The organism is Marinobacter sp. L-46, assembly GCF_056859535.1.
Genome location: NZ_JBSXOP010000090.1, coordinates 1 through 21994, shown reverse-complemented (window position 1 = coordinate 21994; position 21994 = coordinate 1). Strand labels below are relative to the sequence as shown.

19 protein-coding genes and 4 tRNA genes are annotated in these 21994 nt (G+C 57.9%); 14 read left to right on the top strand and 9 right to left on the bottom strand.

All coding sequences use genetic code 11. The annotated features are described in order from the left end of the window. Window position 1 precedes the first annotated feature (1 nt). Window positions 2–922 (top strand): nucleotidyl transferase AbiEii/AbiGii toxin family protein, encoded by a 921-nt coding sequence (locus AC13DJ_RS16365; RefSeq protein WP_482933783.1) that lies wholly within the window; start codon window positions 2–4, stop codon window positions 920–922. A gap of 7 nt (window positions 923–929) precedes the next feature. On the opposite strand, the gene AC13DJ_RS16360 is transcribed toward AC13DJ_RS16365, so the two are convergent. Further along, window positions 930–1253 (bottom strand): MGMT family protein, encoded by a 324-nt coding sequence (locus tag AC13DJ_RS16360; RefSeq protein WP_022989346.1) that lies wholly within the window; start codon window positions 1251–1253, stop codon window positions 930–932. Between the two features lie 23 nt (window positions 1254–1276). Next, window positions 1277–2038 (bottom strand): SDR family oxidoreductase, encoded by a 762-nt coding sequence (locus AC13DJ_RS16355; RefSeq protein WP_475422429.1) that lies wholly within the window; start codon window positions 2036–2038, stop codon window positions 1277–1279. Window positions 2039–2108: 70 nt separating this feature from the next. On the opposite strand from AC13DJ_RS16355, the gene AC13DJ_RS16350 reads away from it, so the two are divergent. From AC13DJ_RS16350 to gspD, 6 genes are all read left to right on the top strand, one after another. After that, window positions 2109–2579 (top strand): FxsA family protein, encoded by a 471-nt coding sequence (locus AC13DJ_RS16350; protein WP_094625359.1) that lies wholly within the window; start codon window positions 2109–2111, stop codon window positions 2577–2579. 197 nt (window positions 2580–2776) lie between these two features. Next, window positions 2777–3064 carry a co-chaperone GroES gene (gene groES / locus AC13DJ_RS16345; RefSeq protein WP_022989343.1) on the top strand — a complete coding sequence of 96 codons (288 nt, stop codon included), beginning with the start codon at window positions 2777–2779 and terminating at the stop codon, window positions 3062–3064. Between the two features lie 76 nt (window positions 3065–3140). Further along, on the top strand, window positions 3141–4793 hold the full coding sequence (gene groL, locus AC13DJ_RS16340) for a chaperonin GroEL (RefSeq protein WP_058341198.1): 1653 nt from the start codon (window positions 3141–3143) through the stop codon (window positions 4791–4793). Between the two features lie 166 nt (window positions 4794–4959). Further along, window positions 4960–5751, top strand: a complete 792-nt coding sequence (gspN, locus tag AC13DJ_RS16335; protein ID WP_273133922.1) for a type II secretion system protein N — start codon at window positions 4960–4962, stop codon at window positions 5749–5751. Window position 5752: 1 nt separating this feature from the next. After that, complete coding sequence (locus AC13DJ_RS16330) at window positions 5753–6607, top strand: type II secretion system protein N (RefSeq protein ID WP_482933782.1); 855 nt, start codon at window positions 5753–5755, stop codon at window positions 6605–6607. A 32-nt stretch (window positions 6608–6639) separates the two neighbouring features. After that, window positions 6640–8595: a type II secretion system secretin GspD gene (gspD, locus tag AC13DJ_RS16325; protein WP_482933781.1), complete on the top strand. Its 1956-nt coding sequence runs from the start codon at window positions 6640–6642 to the stop codon at window positions 8593–8595. Between the two features lie 69 nt (window positions 8596–8664). Here the strand turns inward: gspD and AC13DJ_RS16320 are convergent, their stop codons facing one another. The 6 genes from AC13DJ_RS16320 to purE all read right to left on the bottom strand — a co-directional run bounded on the left by AC13DJ_RS16320 (window position 8665) and on the right by purE (window position 16019). Next, on the bottom strand, window positions 8665–10650 hold the full coding sequence (locus AC13DJ_RS16320) for a M48 family metallopeptidase (RefSeq protein ID WP_482933780.1): 1986 nt from the start codon (window positions 10648–10650) through the stop codon (window positions 8665–8667). Window positions 10651–10660: 10 nt separating this feature from the next. After that, complete coding sequence (locus AC13DJ_RS16315; protein ID WP_232903013.1) at window positions 10661–11248, bottom strand: LemA family protein; 588 nt, start codon at window positions 11246–11248, stop codon at window positions 10661–10663. 29 nt (window positions 11249–11277) lie between these two features. Beyond that, entirely contained in the window at window positions 11278–13338 is a 2061-nt protein-coding gene (locus AC13DJ_RS16310; protein ID WP_482933779.1) for a putative bifunctional diguanylate cyclase/phosphodiesterase, read from the bottom strand. Between the two features lie 253 nt (window positions 13339–13591). Continuing rightward, window positions 13592–14170: a superoxide dismutase [Fe] gene (gene sodB, locus AC13DJ_RS16305; RefSeq protein WP_022989335.1), complete on the bottom strand. Its 579-nt coding sequence runs from the start codon at window positions 14168–14170 to the stop codon at window positions 13592–13594. 71 nt (window positions 14171–14241) lie between these two features. Continuing rightward, window positions 14242–15360 carry a 5-(carboxyamino)imidazole ribonucleotide synthase gene (locus tag AC13DJ_RS16300; protein WP_482933778.1) on the bottom strand — a complete coding sequence of 373 codons (1119 nt, stop codon included), beginning with the start codon at window positions 15358–15360 and terminating at the stop codon, window positions 14242–14244. A gap of 167 nt (window positions 15361–15527) precedes the next feature. Beyond that, window positions 15528–16019: a 5-(carboxyamino)imidazole ribonucleotide mutase gene (gene purE, locus AC13DJ_RS16295; RefSeq protein ID WP_482933777.1), complete on the bottom strand. Its 492-nt coding sequence runs from the start codon at window positions 16017–16019 to the stop codon at window positions 15528–15530. A 182-nt stretch (window positions 16020–16201) separates the two neighbouring features. On the opposite strand from purE, the gene AC13DJ_RS16290 reads away from it, so the two are divergent. The 5 genes from AC13DJ_RS16290 (at window position 16202) to AC13DJ_RS16270 (ending at window position 18659) form a co-directional block, all read left to right on the top strand. Beyond that, window positions 16202–17155: a hypothetical protein gene (locus tag AC13DJ_RS16290; RefSeq protein WP_474540357.1), complete on the top strand. Its 954-nt coding sequence runs from the start codon at window positions 16202–16204 to the stop codon at window positions 17153–17155. 126 nt (window positions 17156–17281) lie between these two features. Continuing rightward, entirely contained in the window at window positions 17282–18163 is an 882-nt protein-coding gene (locus AC13DJ_RS16285; RefSeq protein ID WP_288370139.1) for a DUF2846 domain-containing protein, read from the top strand. 206 nt (window positions 18164–18369) lie between these two features. After that, a tRNA-Val gene (locus AC13DJ_RS16280) sits at window positions 18370–18445 on the top strand. A 50-nt stretch (window positions 18446–18495) separates the two neighbouring features. Beyond that, window positions 18496–18572: transfer RNA gene (locus AC13DJ_RS16275), tRNA-Asp, on the top strand. A gap of 11 nt (window positions 18573–18583) precedes the next feature. Further along, window positions 18584–18659, top strand: a tRNA-Val gene (locus AC13DJ_RS16270). Window positions 18660–18706: 47 nt separating this feature from the next. Here AC13DJ_RS16270 and AC13DJ_RS16265 read toward each other — a convergent pair. Next, window positions 18707–20113 (bottom strand): 3-oxoacyl-ACP reductase, encoded by a 1407-nt coding sequence (locus AC13DJ_RS16265; protein ID WP_482933776.1) that lies wholly within the window; start codon window positions 20111–20113, stop codon window positions 18707–18709. Window positions 20114–20300: 187 nt separating this feature from the next. Between AC13DJ_RS16265 and AC13DJ_RS16260 the strand changes: the two genes are divergently transcribed. Together AC13DJ_RS16260 and AC13DJ_RS16255 are read left to right on the top strand one after the other, a co-directional pair. Next, window positions 20301–21638, top strand: a complete 1338-nt coding sequence (locus AC13DJ_RS16260; protein ID WP_482933775.1) for an acetyl-CoA C-acetyltransferase — start codon at window positions 20301–20303, stop codon at window positions 21636–21638. Between the two features lie 102 nt (window positions 21639–21740). Next, window positions 21741–21817 (top strand) — tRNA-Met (locus AC13DJ_RS16255). Window positions 21818–21994: the final 177 nt, after the last annotated feature.

Genomic DNA, 21994 nt, shown 5'->3' with positions numbered 1-21994 from the left:
TATGTACAAAACATACGCTGACACGGTGCGCCTGTTATTAACAGTGGCGCCGGAGGTGTTTGCCAACGATATATTCGCGATGAAAGGTGGCACCGCCATCAATCTGTTTCTTCGTGATATGCCCCGGTTATCGGTTGATATTGATGTTGTTTATCTTCCGCGGGAGAAAAGCCGAGATGAGGCTTTGCGAGACGTCAACCAGCAGCTGGCGGCCATCAGTGAGCGCATCTTTAAGCTCGGGCTGCATGCGCGACTGATTCCTGCCCGAAATCTTGGCGATACCAAGCTGATCGTCGAAAGCGAAACCAGTCAGGTCAAAATCGAAGTCAACGTCGTCTTTCGTGGTAGCGTGTTGCCTCCAGAGCGGCGCCGGTTGAGTGCGCGCACGAGCGATCGGTTTAGCGTTGAATTCGATCTTCCCATACTGGCGCCTGATGAGCTTTACGGGAGCAAGCTGGTCGCTGCGCTCGATCGACAGCACCCTCGGGATTTGTTTGACGTTTGGCAGCTGTATGAGTCTGGCGGCATCACCGACGGGATGGTTGAGTGCTTTGTCGTCTATCTTGCGGGGCATAACCGCCCATCCCACGAAGTGATTTTCTGTAATGAGAAAAATATCGCCCATGAGTTCGAGAGGGCCTTTGTTGGCATGAGCGAAGTTGAATGCTCGCTAGAAACCCTGACTGAGACCCGGGCTCGTTTGCAGCGAGAGCTGGTTGTGAGGTTAACGGACTCACAAAGGAAGTTTCTGATTGGCTTGGCTCGTGCTGAGCCAGATTGGTCGCTCTTGATGTGTCGTCATGCTCAAAAGCTGCCAGCATTGCGCTGGAAGCTCAGTAACCTTGAAACGTTTCGAAAGAGACGACCTGAAGATTTTGAGGCGCAGGCCAGGGCGCTTGAATCGGGCTTGGGGCAGGTCTGAGTGGTTTCTAAGGCTGCCACTGAAAGTCTTTCATTTTTACCCTTCCTTTATATACGTCCACCCCTTCCAGTCTCAGTTTCTCGGTTTGAAGCTGGCAGGTTTCTGTGCCTTCAGGAAAAGCGATCTGGCCGTTGCTGCGGATAACCCGGTGCCAGGGGATGCTGTGGCCGGCGGGCAGTTTGCCCAGCGCCCGGCCAACGAAGCGCGCCTGGCGGCCAAGGCCGGCCATGGCGGCTACCTGGCCGTAGCTGGCCACTTTCCCTTCGGGAATAGCGGCCACTACCTGCCAGATTTTCTGCTCCTTTGTCGGTTCCTTTTCGGACTCGTTCATTCAGAGCTCCGGGTTTGGCCGGGTTACAGGCGCAGGGCGCCGTCCACTTCGATCATGCGGCCGGAGACATAGTCGTTCTCCAGGATGAATGCCACCGCGGAGGCGATTTCCTCCGGCTTGCCCATGCGCTTGAGCGGAATGCCGGCGGTCATTTTCTCCAGGGCTTCCGGCTTCATGGAGGCGGTCATTTCCGTTTCGATAAAGCCCGGAGCGATGCCCATGCAGCGGATGCCGTAGCGGGCGAGTTCCTTGGCCCAAACCGGAACCAGGGCAGACACGCCGGCCTTGGCGGCAGAATAGTTGCTCTGCCCCATGTTGCCGGCGCGGGAGATGGAGGCGATGTTGATGATCGCGCCCTGGTCGCCGTTTTCGATCATGCGGGTGGCGGCTTCACGGCCACACAGGAACACGCCGGTGAGATTGACGTCGATGACGGACTGCCACTGGGCCAGCTCCATGCGCTTTTCCAGCTTGCCGTCTTTGAACTTCACCAGCAGGCCGTCGCGCAGGATGCCGGCGTTGTTCACCAGGCCGTTCAGGTGGCCGAAGTCGTTGATGATGGCCTGGAAGGTGGCTTCTACATCATCTTCTTTGGCTACGTTGCAGACGTAGGTTTTGGCATCGCCACCGGCTTTTTTGCAGGCCTCGGCAGCCTCTGCCAGTTTGTCTTCCATCAGATCGATCAGGGCGACTTTGGCGCCTTTTGCTGCCAGGTATTCGGCCATGGCTCGGCCCAGACCCTGGCCGCCGCCGGTAATTGCAATCACGGAATCTTGAATTTTCATCGTTTGCCCTAACTAAGTTCACAGGTGGTTTTACGTTCTGTGTGTCTGCGTCGTTTTTATAGGAGGCATTTTGCCCGTTTTCCTTTTGCTTTTCATTATTCTGCCGGTGGCTGAGCTGGCCGTACTGATTCAGGTAGGCAGTGTGATTGGTGTACTGAACACCGTCGGGCTGGTGTTTCTGACTGCGGTGATCGGTGCCTGGCTGTTGCGTCAGCAGGGCCTGGCAACGTTGCTGAGGGCCAATGAGCGCCTCAACAGCGGCGAGCTGCCAGCCAGGGAGGTGGCCGAGGGGCTGATTCTGGCGGTAGGTGGTGCCATGTTGCTGACCCCGGGCTTTATCACGGATACCTTCGGGTTCCTGTGTTTGTTGCCTGGCACACGCCACTGGCTGGCAGCACAGGCACTGAAGCGGATGACCGTGGCCGGGCAGGTTCACAGCCGGAGTTTTTTCTATCAATCCCGTGATGCCAATGGCGACATTATCGAGGGCGAGTACCAGGATCAGACCCGGACAGACCGCGATCGCCTCGAAAAAAAGTGAAAAATTTTTCGTTCAGGGGTGTTGAAAACGTTTCCGGCAACCCCATTAACTCACCACAGATTCGTCTCAGGCTGAAAATCACTGTCTATCAGTGGCTTGGAAGCCGAGGCAATTTGTCGGGTCCGGGTCTCCGGCCAGACATTTTTAACATGCAATTGTCATTGCCACATTAATCTGACTATTGGAGAAACAGAGCAATGAAAATTCGTCCGCTCCACGATCGTGTTGTCGTACGCCGTAAGGAAGAAGAAGAGAAAACTGCGGGTGGCATCGTGCTGCCGGGTAACGCCAAAGAGAAGCCTTCCCAGGGCGAGGTTGTTGCAGTAGGCAACGGCCGTGTTCTGGATAACGGCGAAACCCGTGCACTGGCGGTCAAGGTGGGTGACACCGTGGTCTTCGGCCAGTATGCCGGTAACACCGTTAAGGTTGACGGTGAAGAGCTGCTCATCATGAGCGAAAGCGAAATCTACGGCGTGCTTGAGTGATCGCAACCGCGATAAGCACGAACGCTCATTAACCCGATCTGATTCAACTTCGGTTTAACGAACAGGAATAGAAGACATGGCAGCAAAAGACGTTAAATTCGGTGATAGCGCCCGCAAACGCATGGTTGCAGGTGTGAATGTTCTGGCAGACGCCGTAAAGGTAACGCTGGGCCCGAAAGGCCGTAACGTGGTTCTTGAAAAGTCGTTCGGTTCTCCGACTGTCACCAAAGACGGTGTTTCCGTAGCCAAGGAAATCGAACTGAAAGACAAGTTCGAAAACATGGGCGCCCAGATGGTCAAGGAAGTTGCTTCCCAGGCCAACGAAACCGCCGGTGACGGCACTACCACCGCAACCGTTCTGGCCCAGGCCATTGTGAGTGAGGGTATCAAGGCGGTAACCGCCGGCATGAACCCGATGGACCTGAAGCGCGGCATCGACAAAGCCACCGCTGAAGCCGTAAAGGCCATCCGTGAAATGGCAACTCCTTGCGACGACAGCCGCAACATCGCCCAGGTTGGTACTATTTCTGCCAACGGCGACGAGACAATCGGCCGCATCATTGCCGACGCCATGGAGCGTGTAGGTAAAGAAGGCGTTATTACTGTTGAAGAAGGCCGTGGCCTGGAAGACGAGCTGGACGTAGTCGAAGGTATGCAGTTCGATCGCGGTTACCTGAGCCCGTACTTCATCAACAACCAGGACAACATGTCTGCTGAACTGGATGACCCGTACATCCTGCTGGTAGACAAGAAGATCTCCAACATCCGCGAACTGCTGCCGGTGCTGGAAGCTGTCGCCAAGGCAGGCAAGCCGCTGCAGATCATCGCCGAAGACATCGAAGGCGAAGCGCTGGCAACCCTGGTTGTGAACAACATGCGTGGCATCGTTAAAGTCAACGCCGTCAAGGCGCCTGGCTTTGGTGACCGTCGTAAGGAAATGCTGCAGGACATCGCCATTCTGACCGGTGGTACTGTGATTTCCGAAGAAGTAGGCCTGACTCTGGAGAACACCACTCTGGATGACCTGGGTACTGCCAAGCGTGTCAACGTAACCAAGGAAAACACCACCATTATCGGCGGTGCTGGTGCCCAGGGCGACATCGAAGCCCGCGTTGAGCAGATCCGCAAGCAGATCGAAGACAGCACTTCTGACTACGACAAAGAGAAACTGCAAGAGCGCGTAGCCAAGCTGGCTGGCGGTGTTGCCGTCATCAAGATCGGTGCCGGTTCCGAAGTGGAAATGAAGGAGAAGAAGGCTCGCGTTGAAGACGCGCTGCATTCTACCCGCGCTGCCGTTGAAGAAGGCATCGTGGCCGGTGGTGGCGTAACCCTGATCCGCGCTATCGCTGCGCTGGACAAGGTTGATGCTATCAACGAAGAGCAGAAGGCCGGTGTTAACATCCTGCGTCGTGCCATGGAAGCTCCGTTGCGTCAGATCGTATTCAACGCTGGTGGTGAGTCCTCAGTTGTTGTGGCCAAGGTAAAAGAAGGCCAGGGCGCCTACGGTTATAACGCTGCCACTGAAGAATACGGCGACATGCTGGAGATGGGTATCCTGGATCCTGCCAAGGTAACCCGCTCTGCACTGCAGGCTGCGGCTTCTGTCGCGTCTCTGATCATCACCACCGAGGCGATGGTTGCAGACGAGCCGGAAGACGAGAAAGCCGGCGGCGGCATGCCGGACATGGGTGGTATGGGCGGAATGGGAGGCATGGGCGGCATGATGTGATGCCGGCCAAGTCCCGACCAAGTCTCAGTTTCTGAGGCTTGGCCCGATCTACCCCTGAGAAACCCCGCGCTGGTTCACACTGGTGCGGGGTTTTTCGTTTTTTGTCATGAACTTGCAGGGTGGCTTTGATAGACTCGGCTACCGGTTTTTAAATGTGCAGGATGCAATGAGCGAATCCCCGAAAAAATCCTTCCTTGGCCCCGGCAAGTTTATTCTTCTGCTGCTGCTCGGCCTTGTGGTTTATGGGGTAACGCTGGTGTTCTGGGTGCCCGCCGGATGGCTTTGGCACAAGGCTTCCGGGCATATCCAGTTACCACCCCAGGTTCAGGTGCAGCAGGTTTCCGGGCAGCTCTGGAATGGCGCCGCCGGGTTGAACCTCGGAGGCTTCCCGGCAAGGGTGCACTGGCAGTTGAGTTGGCCTTCGGTCACGGAACTGGCATTGCCTGTCGAATTTTCAGTGTCTTCGTCACAATCCCGCATTGAAGGTCTTGCCAGCTTGGGCTGGCCCGCTAATTTTGAAGTAAGTGGCAAGGGTGCCGTTACCGTGGCCGAATTCAGGGACCTGATTCGCCAGAGCGGCGGTGCGATGATAGAAGGACAGGTATCGGTTGATCGTTTTCAGGTGGCCTGGGCCGATAACCGTTTGCAGCAGGCGGAAGGTTCAGGGCGCTGGCCCGGAGGGCTGGTCACCTGGCCCATGGGTAACGACACCGGCCAGGCACGGTTCCCGCCCATGCAGGCCAACCTGGATACCGTGGCAGACGGAGTCGCCCTGACCATCGCCGAGCAGGGTGCCAGCGGCCCGGCAGCCGATGCCAGCATAGGCCGCGATGGCATGATGGGGATTCGCGTGTACAAACGCATGGTGGACCTGGCAGGACAACCCTGGCCGGATTCCGCAAGTCCGGATGATGTAGTCTTCCGGGTCAGGCAGCCGCTGCTGCCCGGAGGGTTCTGAGGTGGCAGGTTTGTCGGTACAGGTTCAGGAGCGCATAGCGCGGCTGGTCGCCAATCTGTTGCTGGTGGTGTTGGTCGTGGTTCTTGGCGTTGAGCTGGCGAAGATCACCTGGTTGTTCGCCTGGAACGACCGGCCGGTTCCGGAGATATACGGCCAGGCCGGTGGACCTGCGTCAGGGCCGGCCGGTGGCGAGCTGGCTTCGGTGGCCGGGTACGAGTTTTTCGGGCGGCCGGAAGGGCAGGCTGGCGTGGCGGATGTTGTACGCCGCTCGGCGCCGGAAACCGGCCTTCGCTTGAAACTTGAAGGTGTGCTGATTGGTCCGGTGCCGGAAGAGTCCGGAGCCATTGTCGCCGGTAGTAACGGCGAAACCGAGTATTATCGGGTCGGGGATACGCTGCCGGGCAACGCGGAGTTAGCGGAAGTAGAGCCTCAAAGGATTTTGTTGCGCCGGGGGGGGCGATATGAATCCCTGGCGTTCGAGGAAGACATCGGAGTGGAGGCAATGGTTGCGGAACAGCCGCAACAGGCGGCACAGTCGCCAGACTCCTATCTTGCCGATGCTCGGGCCAGGCTGGATTCCGAAGGCGCAGCAGCGCTGGCAGCCTACGGTTTGAGCCCGGCAGGCGAGTCCGGGCAGTCGGGTTATGTGTATGATGGTTCCAACCCGATGCTGAATGCGGTCAATCTGCGCCCGGGAGATGTCATTACAGCCATTAACGGCCAGCGCCTGGGTGATGTAAAACAGGACAAGGCGTTGTTGGATGACTGGCGGAACCAGAGCCAGCTGGATATAGAAATAGAGCGTGACGGATCCATACTCACCGTCAGTTATGCCATACCCGAACAGTGGCGCTGAACGGGTAATTTACAACAGGATGATATCGCCAGATGTATAACCACAAAACCAATCTTCTCCGGACCCTTCTGTTTGTAATCCTGCTGCCGGTGATGGCGGTGGTTCAGGCCCAGGAGGAAACCTGGCGGCTTAACCTCAAGGATGCTGATATCCGTGCCTTTGTCACTCAGGTTGCCGATATAACCGGCTACAGTTTTGTGGTGGACCCCCGGGTAAAAGGCAAGGTAACGGTGTTGTCCAGCGCCCCCATGAACAAAGACGAAATTTACGACCTGTTCCTGGCCGTGCTGAACGTTCACGGTTTCACCGCCATACCCGGTGAGGAAGTGGTGAAAATTGTTCAGCAGGTAGATGCCAAGCAGTCTGCCGAGATTCTGGATCGCTTCCCTGTTACCCCTTCGGAACAGCTGATCACCCGGGTAATCCAGATCGACAACGCCAACGCCCTGGAGCTGGTGCCCATCCTGCGCCCGCTGGTGGCAAAGTATGGCCACCTGGCCGGTGTGGCGGCAGCCAATGCCCTGATTGTCAGCGACCATTCCTCCAACATTCAGCGCATTGAGCAGATTGTGCGTGAACTGGACAGCCCGTCGAAATACGAAGTCGAAGTTATCCAGCTTAAAGAGGCCTGGGTCGGTGACATGGTTAAGCTGCTGCAGGAACTGGCCCCGGATGAGCTGGGCCGCTCCGGTGGCGAAAACGTGGCGCGCAAGTATAACGTGACGGCTGATGAGCGCAGTAACCGGCTGATTCTGCGGGGCGACCAGACCTTCCGCGACAAGATGCGCGGCCTGATCCGCCAGCTGGACCAGCCCTCGGCCACGGGCGGAACCACCAGTGTGATTCGCCTGCGCCATGCCGATGCGAAGGTACTGACCGAGATTCTCAAGGGTGTAATGGGTGAAGTTGCCCGGGAAGCGCCCGGCGCCAGCGGAACCGCCGGTGGTGGGTCTGGTAGCCGCCAGTCTTCCTCGTTTTCCGTGTTTGCTGACGAAGGTCTGAACGCACTGGTGGTGCGCGGTGAGCCTTCTCTCATGCAGGAGGCGGAGCAGATCGTGGCTGCCCTGGATGTGCGTCGTGCCCAGGTGATGATTGAGGCCGCCATCGTTGAAATCAGTGACGAGCTGGGCGACCAGTTGGGCGTTCAGCTTGCGGCCGGTGATGAATCTGTTGGCTCGGTACCGGCAATCGGCACCAACCTGACCAGCGGTGATGGTATGGTGGGCCTGAACTCGGTCATCGGTGCGCTGGTGGGCGATATGATTCCCCAGCTTGGCGGCGGTATTACCATCGGTGCCGGCGAGCGGGACGAAAACGGTATTACCTGGGGCGTGTTGATTCAGGCGCTGTCGTCTTCCTCCGCTGCCAACCTGTTGTCGACCCCGAGCATCATTACCCTGGATAACCAGGAATCTGAAATCATCGTGGGCCAGAACGTTCCGTTCCGGACCGGTCAGTCTACGGTAGCCGGGGACGGCACCACCAACCCGTTCACTACCATCCAGCGCCGGGATGTGGGCCTGTCCCTGAAGGTGACGCCAACCATCAGTGCCGATGGCCTGGTACGGCTGGTGGTTGAGCAGACCACCGAAGATATCTCTACCACCAACGTGGCCGGTGCTTCTGACCTGATCACTAACAAGCGGGAAATCAAAACCACGGTGCTGGCCGATGACGGCGAAACCGTGGTGCTGGGTGGTCTGATCAAAGACGACTACCAGGTGAGCAAAAGCAAGGTGCCGCTGCTGGGGGATATCCCGCTGCTGGGCCGTTTGTTCTCCTCAGAATCCGAAACCCGCGTGAAGCGTAACCTGCTGGTGTTCCTGCGCCCGACCATCATGCTGGGTAAAGACGAGAGCGTTGCGGCAACCACCGAGAAGTTCAATCGCCTGTGGGATGTGGACCTGAGAGTGCGTGAGAAGCTTGGCTTGCCCACCCCGGACCAGCAGCCGTCTGTCGACATGCTGTTTGAAGGTCGTCGCCAGTAACAGACGCCGAATCGAAAAAGGCCAGGCTCCTTTTCAGGAACCTGGCCTTTTTATTTCGGCATGGCGAAATCAAAGTGGTGGCATCGGGCAATCCAGCTGGTCTGCCACCAGTCTCATCAGCTCGTACTCTTTTACATCTACCTTGCCGTCGTGGCTGATGCAGTAGCCACAGGCGTCGATGATGCCCGGTTTCAAGAGTGGCGACAGGCGGCTCAGCATATGCAAGGCTTCGCTCAGCTGGCGCATAGACACTTTCTGTTCTGCATCCTGCTCTGTGCCGCTGCCAAAACCGACCATGGCCTGCCGGTACAACTGTCCGGCTTGCTCGCTTGAGTCGCTGCCCGCCCGGGCAAACAGGCTCAGCACGCGGCTGATGGCCGGTAATACCTGCCGGTAGTTGCGGTATTTCACCGGAATGATCTCTTCGGCACCGGCACCCAGGTGGCGGTTCAGGAAGGTGGTCAGGGCCAGTTCGAACAGGTTCACCCGCTTGTCTGCTGCCACCAGCTTCTGAACATTGCTGATCAGCTGTTGTCGTTCGTCCGGGTCCAGCTTTCTCAGGGCAGGCATGGCGAGTTCCAGTACCGGGAAACGGGCGGAATCGCCCAGCCTTGCCAGGGTGGGCAGTAATTTGTCGAGCAGGGTCGCCTTGGGGCCCAGCAGCGAATGCTCGGGAATCAGGGCAAGCCACTCCTGCTGTTGCTGGCCCGGCAGTTCACGGATCAACAGGCCATAGCAGAGCTGAATGGCGCCGGCCCGGGTATAGAGCAGGCTGCGGAAGGTGGATGGCAGTTGCTGCAGAAGGTGGGCCGCGAAAGCCTCGCTTTGGGGGGTAATGGTGCCCACTCTCTTCGCCAGGGTGGCTGTGTTATCTCCGGTGCCGGCGGCCAGTGATGACCGCACCGGGGAAAAGCGGTTACCACCATGGCTACCGCGGGCGGGTGCGACGACCTGATTGACCAGGTCGCCAACGCGTGTGCTGGCGCTCTCTGTTGAGCTCTGGCGCAGGGCGCTGTCCGGTTCGGTATCCCTCAGCCGGCTGCGCAGGCGCGCCAGTAGCCCGGGCTGGATGGCGTTGATGCGTTCGTCGACGGGAGGATGCGAAGCCAGCAGGCTGGTGAATTTCATTCGGGCGGATTCGCCAAAACACATGTGGTTCATATCGCTGGCGTGGCTGGTGGTGTCCAGGTAGCCGCCTTTCATCCCGATTTTGAACAGTGCACCACCAATGCCTTCCGGGTTACGGGTGAACTGTACCGATGACGCGTCGGCCAGCATTTCCCGCTGGCGGGAGACCGCCGCCTGAATCAGCCGGCCGAAGAATACCCCCACATAACCGATGATCATCAGGGCCAGGCCCATCAGGCCGATCAATGCCTGGGCACGACCATCCCGGTTGCCACGGCTGCGGGCGCCACTGTAAAAACCGGCCCGCAGCAGGAAGTGGCCGATCTGGCCAATCATCAGGATACCCGCAAGCAGGGAAATAAGGCGCACGTTCAGGCGCATGTCGCCGTTGAAGATGTGGCTGAACTCGTGGCCCACTACGCCCTGAAGCTCGTCGCGGCTCAGGTGGGTGAGGGCGCCATGGGTTACCACCATGACTGCCTCACCGGGTGTGTGGCCCGCCACAAAGGCATTGATGCCGGTTTCCTGGTCCATTACATAGAGTTCCGGTACCGACACGCCGCTGGCGATGGCCATTTCTTCGACAATGTTGCGCAGCTTCCGCTCTTCCGGGTCCCGGGTGTCGGGTTCAATGAGCCGGGCACCGACCATCTTCGCTACCCGGCTGCCACCACCGGCCAGGTCCACCCAGCGGATCAGAGAGCCGATCCCGATCAGTAATACCACGGCCACGGCAGTGACCAGGCCATGGCTCGACAGCAGCCAGGTGTGGAAGGGCAGGTAGGAGGTGTCGCTGCGGGTGATGGCGTAGCCCACCAGGCATACCGCGAGGGTAATCAGGATAACAGCGGTCAGGAACAGGACCACGAGCAGGCCGGTGTTGCGCCGGGCGTGGGCCTGGCGCTGAAAGAAACCGGGGTTTGCCATGGATCAGGCCTCAGAAGCTGACTTTCGGTGCCTGGCGGGCTTCCGGGGTCTCCAGTTGCAGCTGGGCAGTTTCCTTGAAGGCGAACATGCCGGCAACAATGTTGTTGGGGAATTTCTCCCGGAAGATGTTGTAGCTCATGACACCGTCGTTGTAGGCCTGGCGTGCGAAGGCAACCCGGTTTTCGGTGCTAGACAGTTCTTCCATTAACTGCTGAACGGTTTCATTGGCTTTCAGATCCGGATAGTTCTCGGCGACCGCGTAGAAGTTGGCCAGAGCCTTGGTGAGAAGGTTTTCGGCACCACCCAGGCGCTGCATTTTGGTGTTATCGCTTGGATCCCTGGCGGCATCTTTCTGGGCGCTGACGGCGTTGTTCCGGGCTTCCATCACCTGGGTGAGGGTGGATTTTTCATGATCCATATACGCCTTGGCGGATTCCACCAGGTTGGGAATTAGGTCGTGCCGGCGCTGCAGTTGCACATCAATCTGGGCGAACCCGTTCTTGAACTGGTTGCGCAGTGATACCAGCTGGTTGTAGATAAAAACCAGGTAGAAAACGACAACGGCAATAACAACAAGGCCGATGACAGTGGTTCCCATGACGACTCCTTGGAGGGTTAACAGGTTGTTCAGGTGTTATTTTCCACGATATTCCGGTGGAATGTCTTTAAGAAGCTCTCAAAATCCCTGGGTGGTACCGGTTTACTGAAGAAATAGCCCTGTCCGATATCGCAGCCTCTGCGGGTAAGGTAAGCCTCCTGTTCCGCAGTCTCCACGCCCTCGGCAATAACCTTGAGATTCAGGCTGCGGCCCAGGTCGATGATGATGTTGGCAATGCGGGTGTCTTCCTCGTTGACCAGGAGGTCCCGGATAAACTGTTTGTCGATTTTGAGGCTGTGTACCGGCATCTTCTTCAGATAGGTCAGGGAGGAGTAGCCGGTACCAAAATCATCCACCGAGATCACAATGCCTGCCTGCTGTAACTGGTTCAGCTTTCGGATGGCGTCGGCCATGTTGGTCATGAAGCTGGTTTCTGTCACTTCCAGTTCCAGCAGGGCGGCGGGCAGGTGATGGCGATCCAGTGCACCGAGGATATCCTCCACAATAGACTCCTGCCGTAGCTGAACCGCCGAAAGGTTAACGGCCACACGCAGTGACTTGCCCTCGCTGGCCCAGCGGGCGGCCTGCCAGCAGGCCTGGTCCAGAACCCACTGGCCGATTTCCACGATGGATCCGTTGGCTTCCGCTACCGGGATGAAATAATCCGGCGGAACCAGGCCTTTCTCCGGGTGCTCCCAGCGCAGCAGGCCTTCGGCACCAATCACTTGCTTGTTGCTCAGGTTGATCTGGGGCTGGTACACCAGGTGGAATTCGTGGTTTACCAGGGCGGAGGCCAGGTCTTTCTCCAGCTGTTTGCGCTCACGGATCTGTTTGTCGATGCTGGCCACGTAAAACTGGAAGTGGTTGTGGCTGCTGCGCTTGGCCAGTGCCATGGTCTGCTCGGCGCTTTGCAGCAAGGGGTCTGCTTTCCTGGCATCTGATGGATAAAGGGCGATGCCGATGGTGGCCGTCAGTGAAATTCGGTGGTTGCCGGCATTCACCGGTGTTGCGAAGCTGGCGAGGATCTTTTCTGCGGTTTCTGCAGCCTGGAAGCCGTCTTTCAGGTTTTTCTCCACGATGACGAACTGGTCACTGCCAAGGCGCGCCACCATGAAGCGCTCGGCGGGCAGGTTGGCGGTCAGACGGCTGGCCATGGTTTGCAGGATGATGTCACCGGTGCGGAAGCCGCATTGATCGTTTACAGATTTGAAGTCATCAATGCCGCAGACCATCAATGCCAGAGTCAGGTTGTTCTTCTGGGCCGTGATTATTTCGTCCCGAAGGGATTCCAGGAAGGTATCCCGGCTTGGCAAGCCGGTGAGCTGGTCGTAGCGGGATAGCTTGTTGATCCGGTCTTCCGCCTCTCGGTGGCGTTTCTGGCTGTCTCCGATGCCAACCAGCAGGTTGTTAGTGGCGTTGACCCAGAGCCCCAGCTCATCGTTTCTGTGGCCCCTGGGCAAGGCAATCAGCCGGTCGTCGGGCTTTTCCGGGTCGACTTTCTTTACCGAATGCACAATGCGCAGCAGAGGGCGGGTCAGCAGCAGGTGGAATACCACGAACATGATCAGGCCCAGTATCAGCGCCAGGGCAATGCCGGAGGCAAAGGTAACGGCGGCCCGGGTGAGCCAGGTGGCTGCCAGCGGTGCGGTATCAAAGTGGATTTCCAGATAACCGTAGACGGTGTCGGGGCTGGCGCTGCGGCTGAGGCTTTCGCGGTACTCCTGCACAGCACCGAAAATCGGGTCGGTGATCGGTCGGAAAGCGTTATCCCTCAGGGGGCGAACCCGGCCACCCAGTTCTTCGCCCGTAGGGTGGGTGATCCTGGCCAGGTGGATAGGTTTGAGTGCAAAGAGGCCGTCGATTACCTGCCGGGCCAGGATGTCGTCAATGCTGAACACCGATTGGGTGGCGGCATCGCGGACCATGCTGATGGTTTGCGCTGCCTGGGCCTCCAGTTCCTTGGAGACTCTGCGGGCATCAAGAACCACCTGTACGGAACTCACCAGTACGCCGCAGATGACGGCTGTAGCCAGCATCCAGCGTAGAATCCGGTATCCGAGGTATTGCTCTACATCCAAGGCTCTGGGCATCCTGCAGTTTCTTGTGTTAACGGCACGGGTGTTTTTGAGGGTTTGTCACGGTTTGTCCGATCAGGACAACAGTATGGTCCAGATTTGCTGTAACTGCATGGAGTATGGACGATTTTTTCGGAGTTTTGTGATTTGCCTTGTATCTGATTGTAGCGGATTGATGGTGTTCAGAAACACAAACGCCCGCGCGGGTAACCCCGGGGCGGGCGTTTGGGGCGTCAGCAGTTTACCCGCTGATGCGCTTGGTGCCTGATCAGGCCAGGTTTTCGTTCACGAAATCCCAGTTCACCAGGTTCCAGAAGCCCTCCAGGTAGTTCGGGCGGCTGTTCCGGTAGTCGATGTAGTAGGCGTGTTCCCATACGTCGACGGTCAGTACCGGCTTGTCGGCGCCAGTCAGCGGAGTTTCCGCGTTGCTGGTGTTTACGATGGCAACGCTGCCGTCAGCCTTCTTCACCAGCCAGGTCCAGCCGGACCCGAAGTTGTTGGCGGCCTTGTCGTTGAATTCTTTCTTGAAGTCTTCGAAAGAGCCGAAAGCCTTCTCGATGGCTTCCTTGGCTGCGCCAGTGGGCTCGCCACCGCCGTTCGGGCTCAGGCAGTTCCAGAAGAACGTGTGGTTCCATACCTGGGCGGCGTTGTTGAACAGCGGGCCGCTGGCGCTCTTGATGATGTCTTCCAGGGACTTGCTGGCATTATCGGTGCCGTCAACCAGACCGTTCAGCTTGGTTACGTAGGTCTGGTGGTGCTTGCCGTAATGGTATTCCAGGGTTTCCTGGGACATGTGCGGCTCGAGTGCATTCTTTTCGTAAGGCAGTGCGGGAAGTTCAAATGCCATGAGGTCGTTCTCCCTGTCTCTCTGTGTTTGTGGATGTACGTTCAAGCAATATAAGGGCGGTTTGAGTTAAATCAACCCTTTGCCGTTAATGAACCTTTAAACTCCGGGCAGCCCGGCAGGAACTGGGCGCAGGTGCGCACCCGCCATACCAGTTCTTCGTAGCTGTCTGCCAGGATGTTCACATGGCCCAGCTTGCGCCCCGCCCGTTCGCCTTTGTTGTAAAGGTGCACATGAGCGTAGGGCAGTTCCAGTATCCGTTCAATGTCGCCATGCTCGCCGATGATGTTGATCATGCAGCTCAGGCCACGGGGTTCCACGCTGCCGAGCGGGTGGCCGCTGACGGCACGGATGTGGTTCTCGAACTGACTGGTCATGGCGCCTTCGATGCTCCAGTGGCCGGAGTTGTGCACTCTGGGTGCCATTTCATTGGCTACCAGTCCTTCCGGTGTTTCGAATAGTTCGAGGGTTAATACGCCCACATAGTTCAATTCGTTCAGCAAGGCCTTGATGTAGCGCTCGGCGTCTTTCTGGACGTGGGCCTGAAGGCCGGGTGCCGGGGCGATGGAGTAACGCAGGATGCCTTCGTGGTGGGTGTTCTCGGCAATGGGGTAGAAAGCAACGTCACCGTCTTCGGCCCGTACCGCAATGATGGAGACTTCGCGGCTGAAATTGACGAATTTCTCTACGATAACCTGTGGGTGGCCGATCATATCCCAGGCATCATCGGCCTGGTCCGGGCTTTTCAGTACAGCCTGGCCTTTGCCGTCGTAGCCTTCGGTAATGGATTTCGCGACAACCGGGCAACCGAGTTTCTCAGCAGCAGCCTTGAGGGAATCTGCGCTGTCGGCCACTTTCCATTTTGGGGTCGGAATGCCCAGCTGGCCGAACAGGGTTTTCTCGGCGACGCGGTTCTGGCAGACCTGCAGGGCGCGGGGGCTGGGGTTTACCGGTTTGTGTTTGGCGAGTTTTTCGGCAACGTCTACGGGAAGGTGCTCGAATTCGTAGGTTACGCGGTCGACTTTGGACAGGAAGTCGTCCAGGTATTTGCCGTCGAGGTCTACGATGGTCTCGCCCAGGCCTGCGCTTGGGCTGCCGGACATGTCATAGAAAACGAAGTCTTTGGCCAGCGGGTATCCGGCCAGGGCGAGCATGCGCCCGAGTTGGCCAGCGCCTAGTACACCGATTCTCATTCGAGCTCTCCTGCCTTTCAAGCTTTGGGAGTGTGATCAGGTCAGGCAGCGCTTTCCAAAACACGCTCCTGCGGCACTTCCCTGTGACGCTTGGGCTCCGCCATCCATGGCTCCGCACAGTTTTGGAAAGCGCTGCCTGACCTGATCAGCAGGTTCTGGAGTTGGTTTCACTGATCCTGGGGATCAGGGTTATCCAGGATCGTTTGTGTTTGGGTTGCCCTGAATTCGTCTACGGCCTTTCGCACGCTGTCATCGTGCGTGCCGATAATCTGGGCAGCCAGCAGGCCGGCGTTGGTGGCGCCGGCTTTACCGATGGCCAGGGTGCCTACGGCGATGCCGCCGGGCATTTGTACGATGGATAGTAGTGAGTCCAGGCCGTTCAGGGCCTTTGATTGTACGGGTACACCCAGTACCGGCAAAGAGGTTTGCGAGGCAACCATGCCGGGTAGGTGTGCGGCCCCGCCGGCGCCTGCGATGATTACCTTTAAACCGCGGTCTGAGGCGGTTTTGGCGTAGTCGAAGAGCAGGTCTGGGGTGCGGTGGGCGGAGACTACCCGGGTTTCGTAGGCTACGCCGAGTTTTTCGAGCATTTCGGCGGCGTGTTCCATGGTGGGCCAGTCGGATTTCGAGCCCATGATGAGTCCTACAAGCGGCTGCATGTGCAACTGTCCTGTGATAATTGGAAAGCCGGCCATTGTATGTTTTGGCTACTTACCATGCAACTTCTGCTTTGTTGTAGGATCCGTCCGGCTAAACCTTTATAAGCTGTCATTTTAAGAGTCACGTAACAGCGGGTATTATCGAGACCATTATTGTTAATACCCATTTTTCAGGAGCTGTAATGGAACCTATCCGCCCGGATGATGACGAGCTGATTGCTGACGAGCCTTTTGGTGCCGCAGAGCCCAGGGAAACTGCGCCCGGAAAGCAGAAGCCGGTGAAGGCGGATAAGCCTAAGCAGAAGGCTGAGAAGCCGCCAAAACCACCCAGGCCGCCGAAGCAGGATAAGGCCGGGGGTTCGGGTGGTGGTTCCGGGTTGGTCTGGTTGTTGTTGCTGGTGGTTGCCGCGGGTGCCGGGGCGGGCTGGTATTTTCAGGAGCAGCGGATTCAGGCCCTGGAGGGGCAGCTGGAGGAGGCTGATTACTGGGCGCGGCAGAGTGAGCTGGCGCTGGCGCGGTTTGAGGGTGAGCTGTCGGAGACCGGAGAATCTTTGCAGGAGCGGGGCGCTTCCCTTGAAGAGCAGTTGGCGGCTAATAAGAAGCAGATTGATGCGGCCGACAGCGAGATCCGCAAACTCTGGGCGATTGCCAATGAACGCAACAAGAAGCGGCTGGACGAGCACCAGGAGCGGCTGGCTTCGATAGATGGCAAGCTCGTTGAGGCCGAGAAGGCAATTGCCGGGGTGGGCGAACAGGTTGAGCAGGTCCGGGCTGGGTTGGCTTCGGATGTGGACGCGGTGGAAACCCGGGTGGCCGAGCTGGCCAAGGCGGGTGAAGCGCTGCAAGGGGAACTTGCGGAGGTATCTGAGCAGGTGGCCGGGGTTGATGAGCTGGTTGATGGTCGTATTCGCCGGTTCCAGCAGGAACAGAAGCTGACACTGGATGGCATCGAAAGCCGGATTGGGTCTTTGGAGAAAGCCGCAGACAGCAGTGCCGGCGATGCGGAGGTGAGGGCGTTGCGTAATGAGCTGGCCCAGCTGAAGAAAACCGTAGAGGCGATAGACGCTTCCCGTTCGCAGCTGACCTCTCGCCTGGTTCGTTTGTCTGAGGAGGTCAACCAGTTGCGCGCCCAGTAAGTTCTGGCAGGTGCTTTTCCGGCGGTGTGTAACGGTTTGTAGTCATCCCTTGCGGTAGCTCTCATTTCTTGGAGTTGGCAGTTGTTATGATCAGCCAACTCGATAAGGGATGAAGAGCACACAACAATGAAAATCCGAGTACCTTTCCTGAGGCCGGCTGCGGTGCCTGCGAAGCCAGTGGCCGTGCTGCTTTGTGTGGTGATGTTGTCCGGCTGTACGGTTTACCAGTCGATCGGTAAAAGCGTGGGGGCATTTCTGCACCCGGTTTCCGGCCACGACTTTGTGCATATCGACAACGACCAGTGGGACCAGAACAACGCCCTGTTGTATTTCTACCGGACCCACTCCCAATGGGCGGCCGATGAGATCGAGTCGCCCAGTGTCTATATTGATGACCATCATTACTTCAATATCCGCAACAACAGCTACACCTGGCTTGAGGTAAAACCGGGTGAGCGGCATATTGCCATGCGCCGGCCACTTTTGGGGTTGGAGGGTCTGAACTCCTTCAGCCTGAGCCTGATTGCCGATGCTACGCTGGAAGTTAAGCCGGGGCAGATTTACTACCTTCGCTATAACGAACTGACCGAGCCGGAACAGCCGAACCCGGGCCTGGACCCGGAGCATCCGCTGGCGTCCGGCGATTTGCAGCTGGTGACCCGTGACTACGCCATGCAGGCAGACCAGATTGTGTCTACGCTGTTTCTGAACAGCGATCTGTTGGCGCCGAACCATGCGGCTACTTCCATTGTTGAAGTGAATGAGGATGAAGATTACGAAAAGCGCAAAGCCGCACTGGAAGAAGAGAGAGAGATCGAAATCGAACGCCTGAAGGAGGAAGGCAGGTACGAGTCTGCCTCCTGGTACTGGCCCTTCGGTGGTGGCCCAACCGTGCCGCTTAAGGCGGATCGCAAAATGGAGGAGCTTGAGCGGGAATATGCCATGCTCGAGCGTGAGCGCGAACGCAGGCGTGAAGAGGAATCCGGCGGGGGATGGTGGATCTTTTAGCGCTCAAGCTTATGATTTTGATCAACAAATGGTCAATATGGCGGGTGTCGGAAAAAATTTAAGAAATTTTCGGGAAAACATTTGACACTGTGAGCGAAATGCTTAAAATGCGCGTCTCACTTGGTTGAGACAGCAACGCTGAATCAGCAAGCGCCAAGCGCAGCAAGTGACCGCTTTAAGCCTGAAGAACAGTAAGGCTACGAAGTGGGTGGTTAGCTCAGCTGGGAGAGCATCGCCCTTACAAGGCGAGGGTCGCAGGTTCGATCCCTGCACCACCCACCACTTTTAAAGCGGATTGCCGGTTTAGCTTTTTGATAAAGTTGGATCGTTGCGGAGCGGTAGTTCAGTTGGTTAGAATACCGGCCTGTCACGCCGGGGGTCGCGGGTTCGAGTCCCGTCCGCTCCGCCAACCTTTTTCCCGGGTGGTTAGCTCAGCTGGGAGAGCATCGCCCTTACAAGGCGAGGGTCGCAGGTTCGATCCCTGCACCACCCACCAGTTTTGAAAAAAAGCAGATCCAAGCGGATCTGCTTTTTTTTTGCTTTTTATTTGCCAATCAGTGACTGCCCGCATACCCGCACGATGTTGCCGTTTACACCTGCAGAGGCCGGGTTGCAGTACCAGGCGATAGCTTCAGCGACATCCACCGGATGGCCGCCCTGAGACAGGCTGTTCATGCGCCGGCCCGCTTCACGAATCGTAAACGGCATGGCCGCAGTCATCTGGGTTTCGATAAAGCCCGGGGCGATGGCGTTAATGGTAATGCCGTTTTTCAGGTGCTTCGCCATAGACTCCACATAGCCGATCACGCCGCTCTTGGCGCAGGAGTAGTTGGTCTGGCCGAAGTTGCCGGCAATGCCGCTGATGGAGGAAATGCACACAATCCGGCCGTTGTCGCGCATCAGGTTACGCTCAGCCAGTTCCTCGTCGATCAGCTCCTCGGCAGTCAGGTTTACCGCGATGGTCATATCCCAGAAGTGCTCCGGCATATTACCGAGTGTTTTGTCGCGGGTGATACCTGCGTTATGGACGACAAAGTCCACGCCACCGGTTTCCTTTTCGATGAAATCAGCAATCAGCTTGGGTGCTTGTTCATCGGTAATATCGCAAGCCAGTGCCTTGCCTTTGATGGCGCCGGTAACCTTCTGCAGTTCTTCCATGGCCGGGGGGATGTCCAGGCCGATTACGGTGGCACCGTCCCGGGCCAGGGTTTCGGCGATGGCTGCACCAATGCCGCGGGAAGCTCCTGTAACCAGGGCAACCTTGCCGGTAAGTGGGGCAACCGGGTTGGTGGCCTTGGCTTCCTCAGCCTTGCCGATGCGAACGACCTGGCCGGACACATAGGCAGACCGGGCCGACAGGAAGAAGCGCACGGTAGAGTCCAGCTGGTTCTCGGCGTTTGGCGCAATCCATGCCAGGTTAGCCGTAGAGCCTTTCTTGCCGATTTCCTTGCCAACGGCCCGCACAAAACCTTCCAGTGCTTGTTGAGCGGCGGCGTTCGGGGCCTTGCGGCAGGTGTGGGGATCCTGGCCGATCACCAGCACCCGGCCATTGGCGGCCAGTTTGCGGATGGTCGGGTGGAAGAAGTCGTACAGGGCCCGCAGATCCTGCGGGGTTTTCAGGCCGGTGGCATCAAACACCAGGGCGGAAAATTTACCTTCACTGTTGGCGCCCACCTCAAAAGGCTTGGCCTTGTTGCCGGCCTGGGAAGATTCCGCCAGGGTGTCCGGGCCGGTGGCGTGGAACAGGTTGGCCGGGCTGGCGCCAAGAACAGAGCCGAGGGTTGCGATGGCTTTGGCGCCGTTACCGGCACCAATCAGCACATCGCCTTCAATAAAAGGCTGATCCACACGCTTCAGGCGTTTTAGCGGAGCCGGCGAGGGCAGGCCAAGGGATTGGGCAGCCGTTTTGCCGACAGGGGTGTTTACGATTTTCAGGTAGAGGTCAGACATGGTTTCTTCCTTGTTGATGCGGTTGAGTGCAATTTAGGCTAAAGGGTAAAGATTCTGCCGGCTAATGGATTGACTCAACGCAGGGACCGCGTTGTCAGACTTGCCAATGAGCCCGGGGCGTCAATCGCTAGACTTTGCTGTAACCTCAGATTATCTGAATCCGTACTTATTGAAAGGGAAGACTGCAATGGCCCAGGCAAAGAAAACCACCCAAGGCGCTACTAGCACCGCGGGCAGCACCAAGGGAAACACCCAGACCGTTCGCCGTGTTGCGGTGATCGGCGGCAACCGGATCCCGTTTGCCCGTTCCAATACCGCCTACAGCAAAATCAGCAACCAGGAGTTGCTCACCTCAGCACTGCGTGGCCTGGTCGACCGCTACAACCTGCAGGGCATGCGTATGGGCGAAGTGGTTGCCGGTGCAGTGATCAAGCATTCCCGGGACTTCAACCTGACCCGGGAATCGGTGCTCAGCTCCGGACTGGCCCCGGAAACTCCGGCCTACGATATCCAGCAGGCCTGTGGCACGGGCCTGGAGGCTGCGATTCTGGTGGCCAACAAGATTGCCCTGGGGCAGATTGAATGCGGCATTGCCGGCGGCACAGACACCACTTCCGATGCGCCTATCGGCGTAGGTGAAGGTCTGCGCGAGATTCTGCTGGATCTTAACCGCGCGAAAACGACCAAGGAACGCCTGAAAATTCTGGGCCGGTTCCGCCCGGGCCACCTGGTGCCGGAAATTCCGGAGAACGGCGAACCCCGCACGGGTATGTCGATGGGTGATCACTGCCAGGTAACCGCAAAGGAATGGAACATCGCCCGGGAAGATCAGGACCGGCTGGCCTGGGAAAGCCATCAGAAGCTGGCTAAAGCCTATGAAGAAGGCTTTTTCGACGACCTTGTAACGCCTATGGCCGGGCTGGAGAAAGACAACATCCTGCGCCCGGACACTACGATGGAAAAACTGGCCACCCTGAAGCCCTGCTTTGATCGTGAGAACGGCACCATGACCGCCGCCAACAGCACCGCGCTGACGGATGGCTCATCCTGTGTGCTGCTGGCCAGCGAGGAGTGGGCCAGGGCCAACAATATGGAAGTAAAAGCCTGGCTGACTTTCTCGGAAGTGGCTGCCGTAGACTTTGTCGACAAGAAAGAAGGCCTCCTGATGGCGCCGGCCTACGCCGTGCCCCGTATGCTCGAGAAAGCGGGTCTGACCCTGCAGGACTTCGATTTCTACGAAATCCACGAAGCCTTTGCCGCACAGGTGCTGTCTACCCTGAAAGCCTGGGAAGATCCTGCCTTCTGCAAGGAGCGGCTGGGCCTGGATAAACCACTGGGCAGCATCGACAAGGCGAAACTAAACGTGAAAGGCTCCAGCCTGGCCACCGGCCACCCGTTCGCGGCAACCGGCGGCCGTATTGTCGCGACGCTGGCGAAATTGCTGGAGGAAAAGGGCAGTGGCCGGGGGCTGATCTCCATCTGTGCGGCCGGTGGTCAGGGCGTAACAGCGATCCTGGAGCGCTAAGTTACGGGAAAACCGTAATAACCTTTGACAGGCAGCATTCCAGCCCGTATTATTCGCGCCACGTTGATCGGGGCTGGCCCCCGAAGCCAACAACCAGTTTGATGCGGGGTGGAGCAGTCTGGTAGCTCGTCGGGCTCATAACCCGAAGGTCGTAGGTTCGAATCCTGCCCCCGCTACCATAAAAAAGAAAGGCAGATCAGTTAGTTACTGATCTGCCTTTTTTGTTTGCCCGGCGAAGCCGGCAAACCCGGCCATCTGAAAGAAGATGGCGTCACCCCGACTGAGGGGAAGACAATCCGACTGGCAAGGGCGTCACTGGCCAACGGTGGGGTCTGAAGGAAGCCATAGGAAGTTAA

Excerpts from the sequence above, each read along its gene's own strand:
- AC13DJ_RS16300 (WP_482933778.1), bottom strand. The coding sequence starts at position 15,360 with ATGAGAATCGGTGTACTAGGCGCTGGCCAACTCGGGCGCATGCTCGCC.
- groL (WP_058341198.1), top strand. The coding sequence starts at position 3,141 with ATGGCAGCAAAAGACGTTAAATTCGGTGATAGCGCCCGCAAACGCATG.
- AC13DJ_RS16265 (WP_482933776.1), bottom strand. The coding sequence starts at position 20,113 with ATGTCTGACCTCTACCTGAAAATCGTAAACACCCCTGTCGGCAAAACG.
- AC13DJ_RS16285 (WP_288370139.1), top strand. The coding sequence starts at position 17,282 with ATGAAAATCCGAGTACCTTTCCTGAGGCCGGCTGCGGTGCCTGCGAAG.
- gspD (WP_482933781.1), top strand. The coding sequence starts at position 6,640 with ATGTATAACCACAAAACCAATCTTCTCCGGACCCTTCTGTTTGTAATC.
- gspN (WP_273133922.1), top strand. The coding sequence starts at position 4,960 with ATGAGCGAATCCCCGAAAAAATCCTTCCTTGGCCCCGGCAAGTTTATT.
- AC13DJ_RS16320 (WP_482933780.1), bottom strand. The coding sequence starts at position 10,650 with ATGGCAAACCCCGGTTTCTTTCAGCGCCAGGCCCACGCCCGGCGCAAC.
- purE (WP_482933777.1), bottom strand. The coding sequence starts at position 16,019 with ATGCAGCCGCTTGTAGGACTCATCATGGGCTCGAAATCCGACTGGCCC.
- AC13DJ_RS16310 (WP_482933779.1), bottom strand. The coding sequence starts at position 13,338 with ATGCCCAGAGCCTTGGATGTAGAGCAATACCTCGGATACCGGATTCTA.
- AC13DJ_RS16355 (WP_475422429.1), bottom strand. The coding sequence starts at position 2,038 with ATGAAAATTCAAGATTCCGTGATTGCAATTACCGGCGGCGGCCAGGGT.
- AC13DJ_RS16360 (WP_022989346.1), bottom strand. The coding sequence starts at position 1,253 with ATGAACGAGTCCGAAAAGGAACCGACAAAGGAGCAGAAAATCTGGCAG.
- AC13DJ_RS16315 (WP_232903013.1), bottom strand. The coding sequence starts at position 11,248 with ATGGGAACCACTGTCATCGGCCTTGTTGTTATTGCCGTTGTCGTTTTC.
- groES (WP_022989343.1), top strand. The coding sequence starts at position 2,777 with ATGAAAATTCGTCCGCTCCACGATCGTGTTGTCGTACGCCGTAAGGAA.
- AC13DJ_RS16290 (WP_474540357.1), top strand. The coding sequence starts at position 16,202 with ATGGAACCTATCCGCCCGGATGATGACGAGCTGATTGCTGACGAGCCT.
- AC13DJ_RS16260 (WP_482933775.1), top strand. The coding sequence starts at position 20,301 with ATGGCCCAGGCAAAGAAAACCACCCAAGGCGCTACTAGCACCGCGGGC.
- sodB (WP_022989335.1), bottom strand. The coding sequence starts at position 14,170 with ATGGCATTTGAACTTCCCGCACTGCCTTACGAAAAGAATGCACTCGAG.
- AC13DJ_RS16365 (WP_482933783.1), top strand. The coding sequence starts at position 2 with ATGTACAAAACATACGCTGACACGGTGCGCCTGTTATTAACAGTGGCG.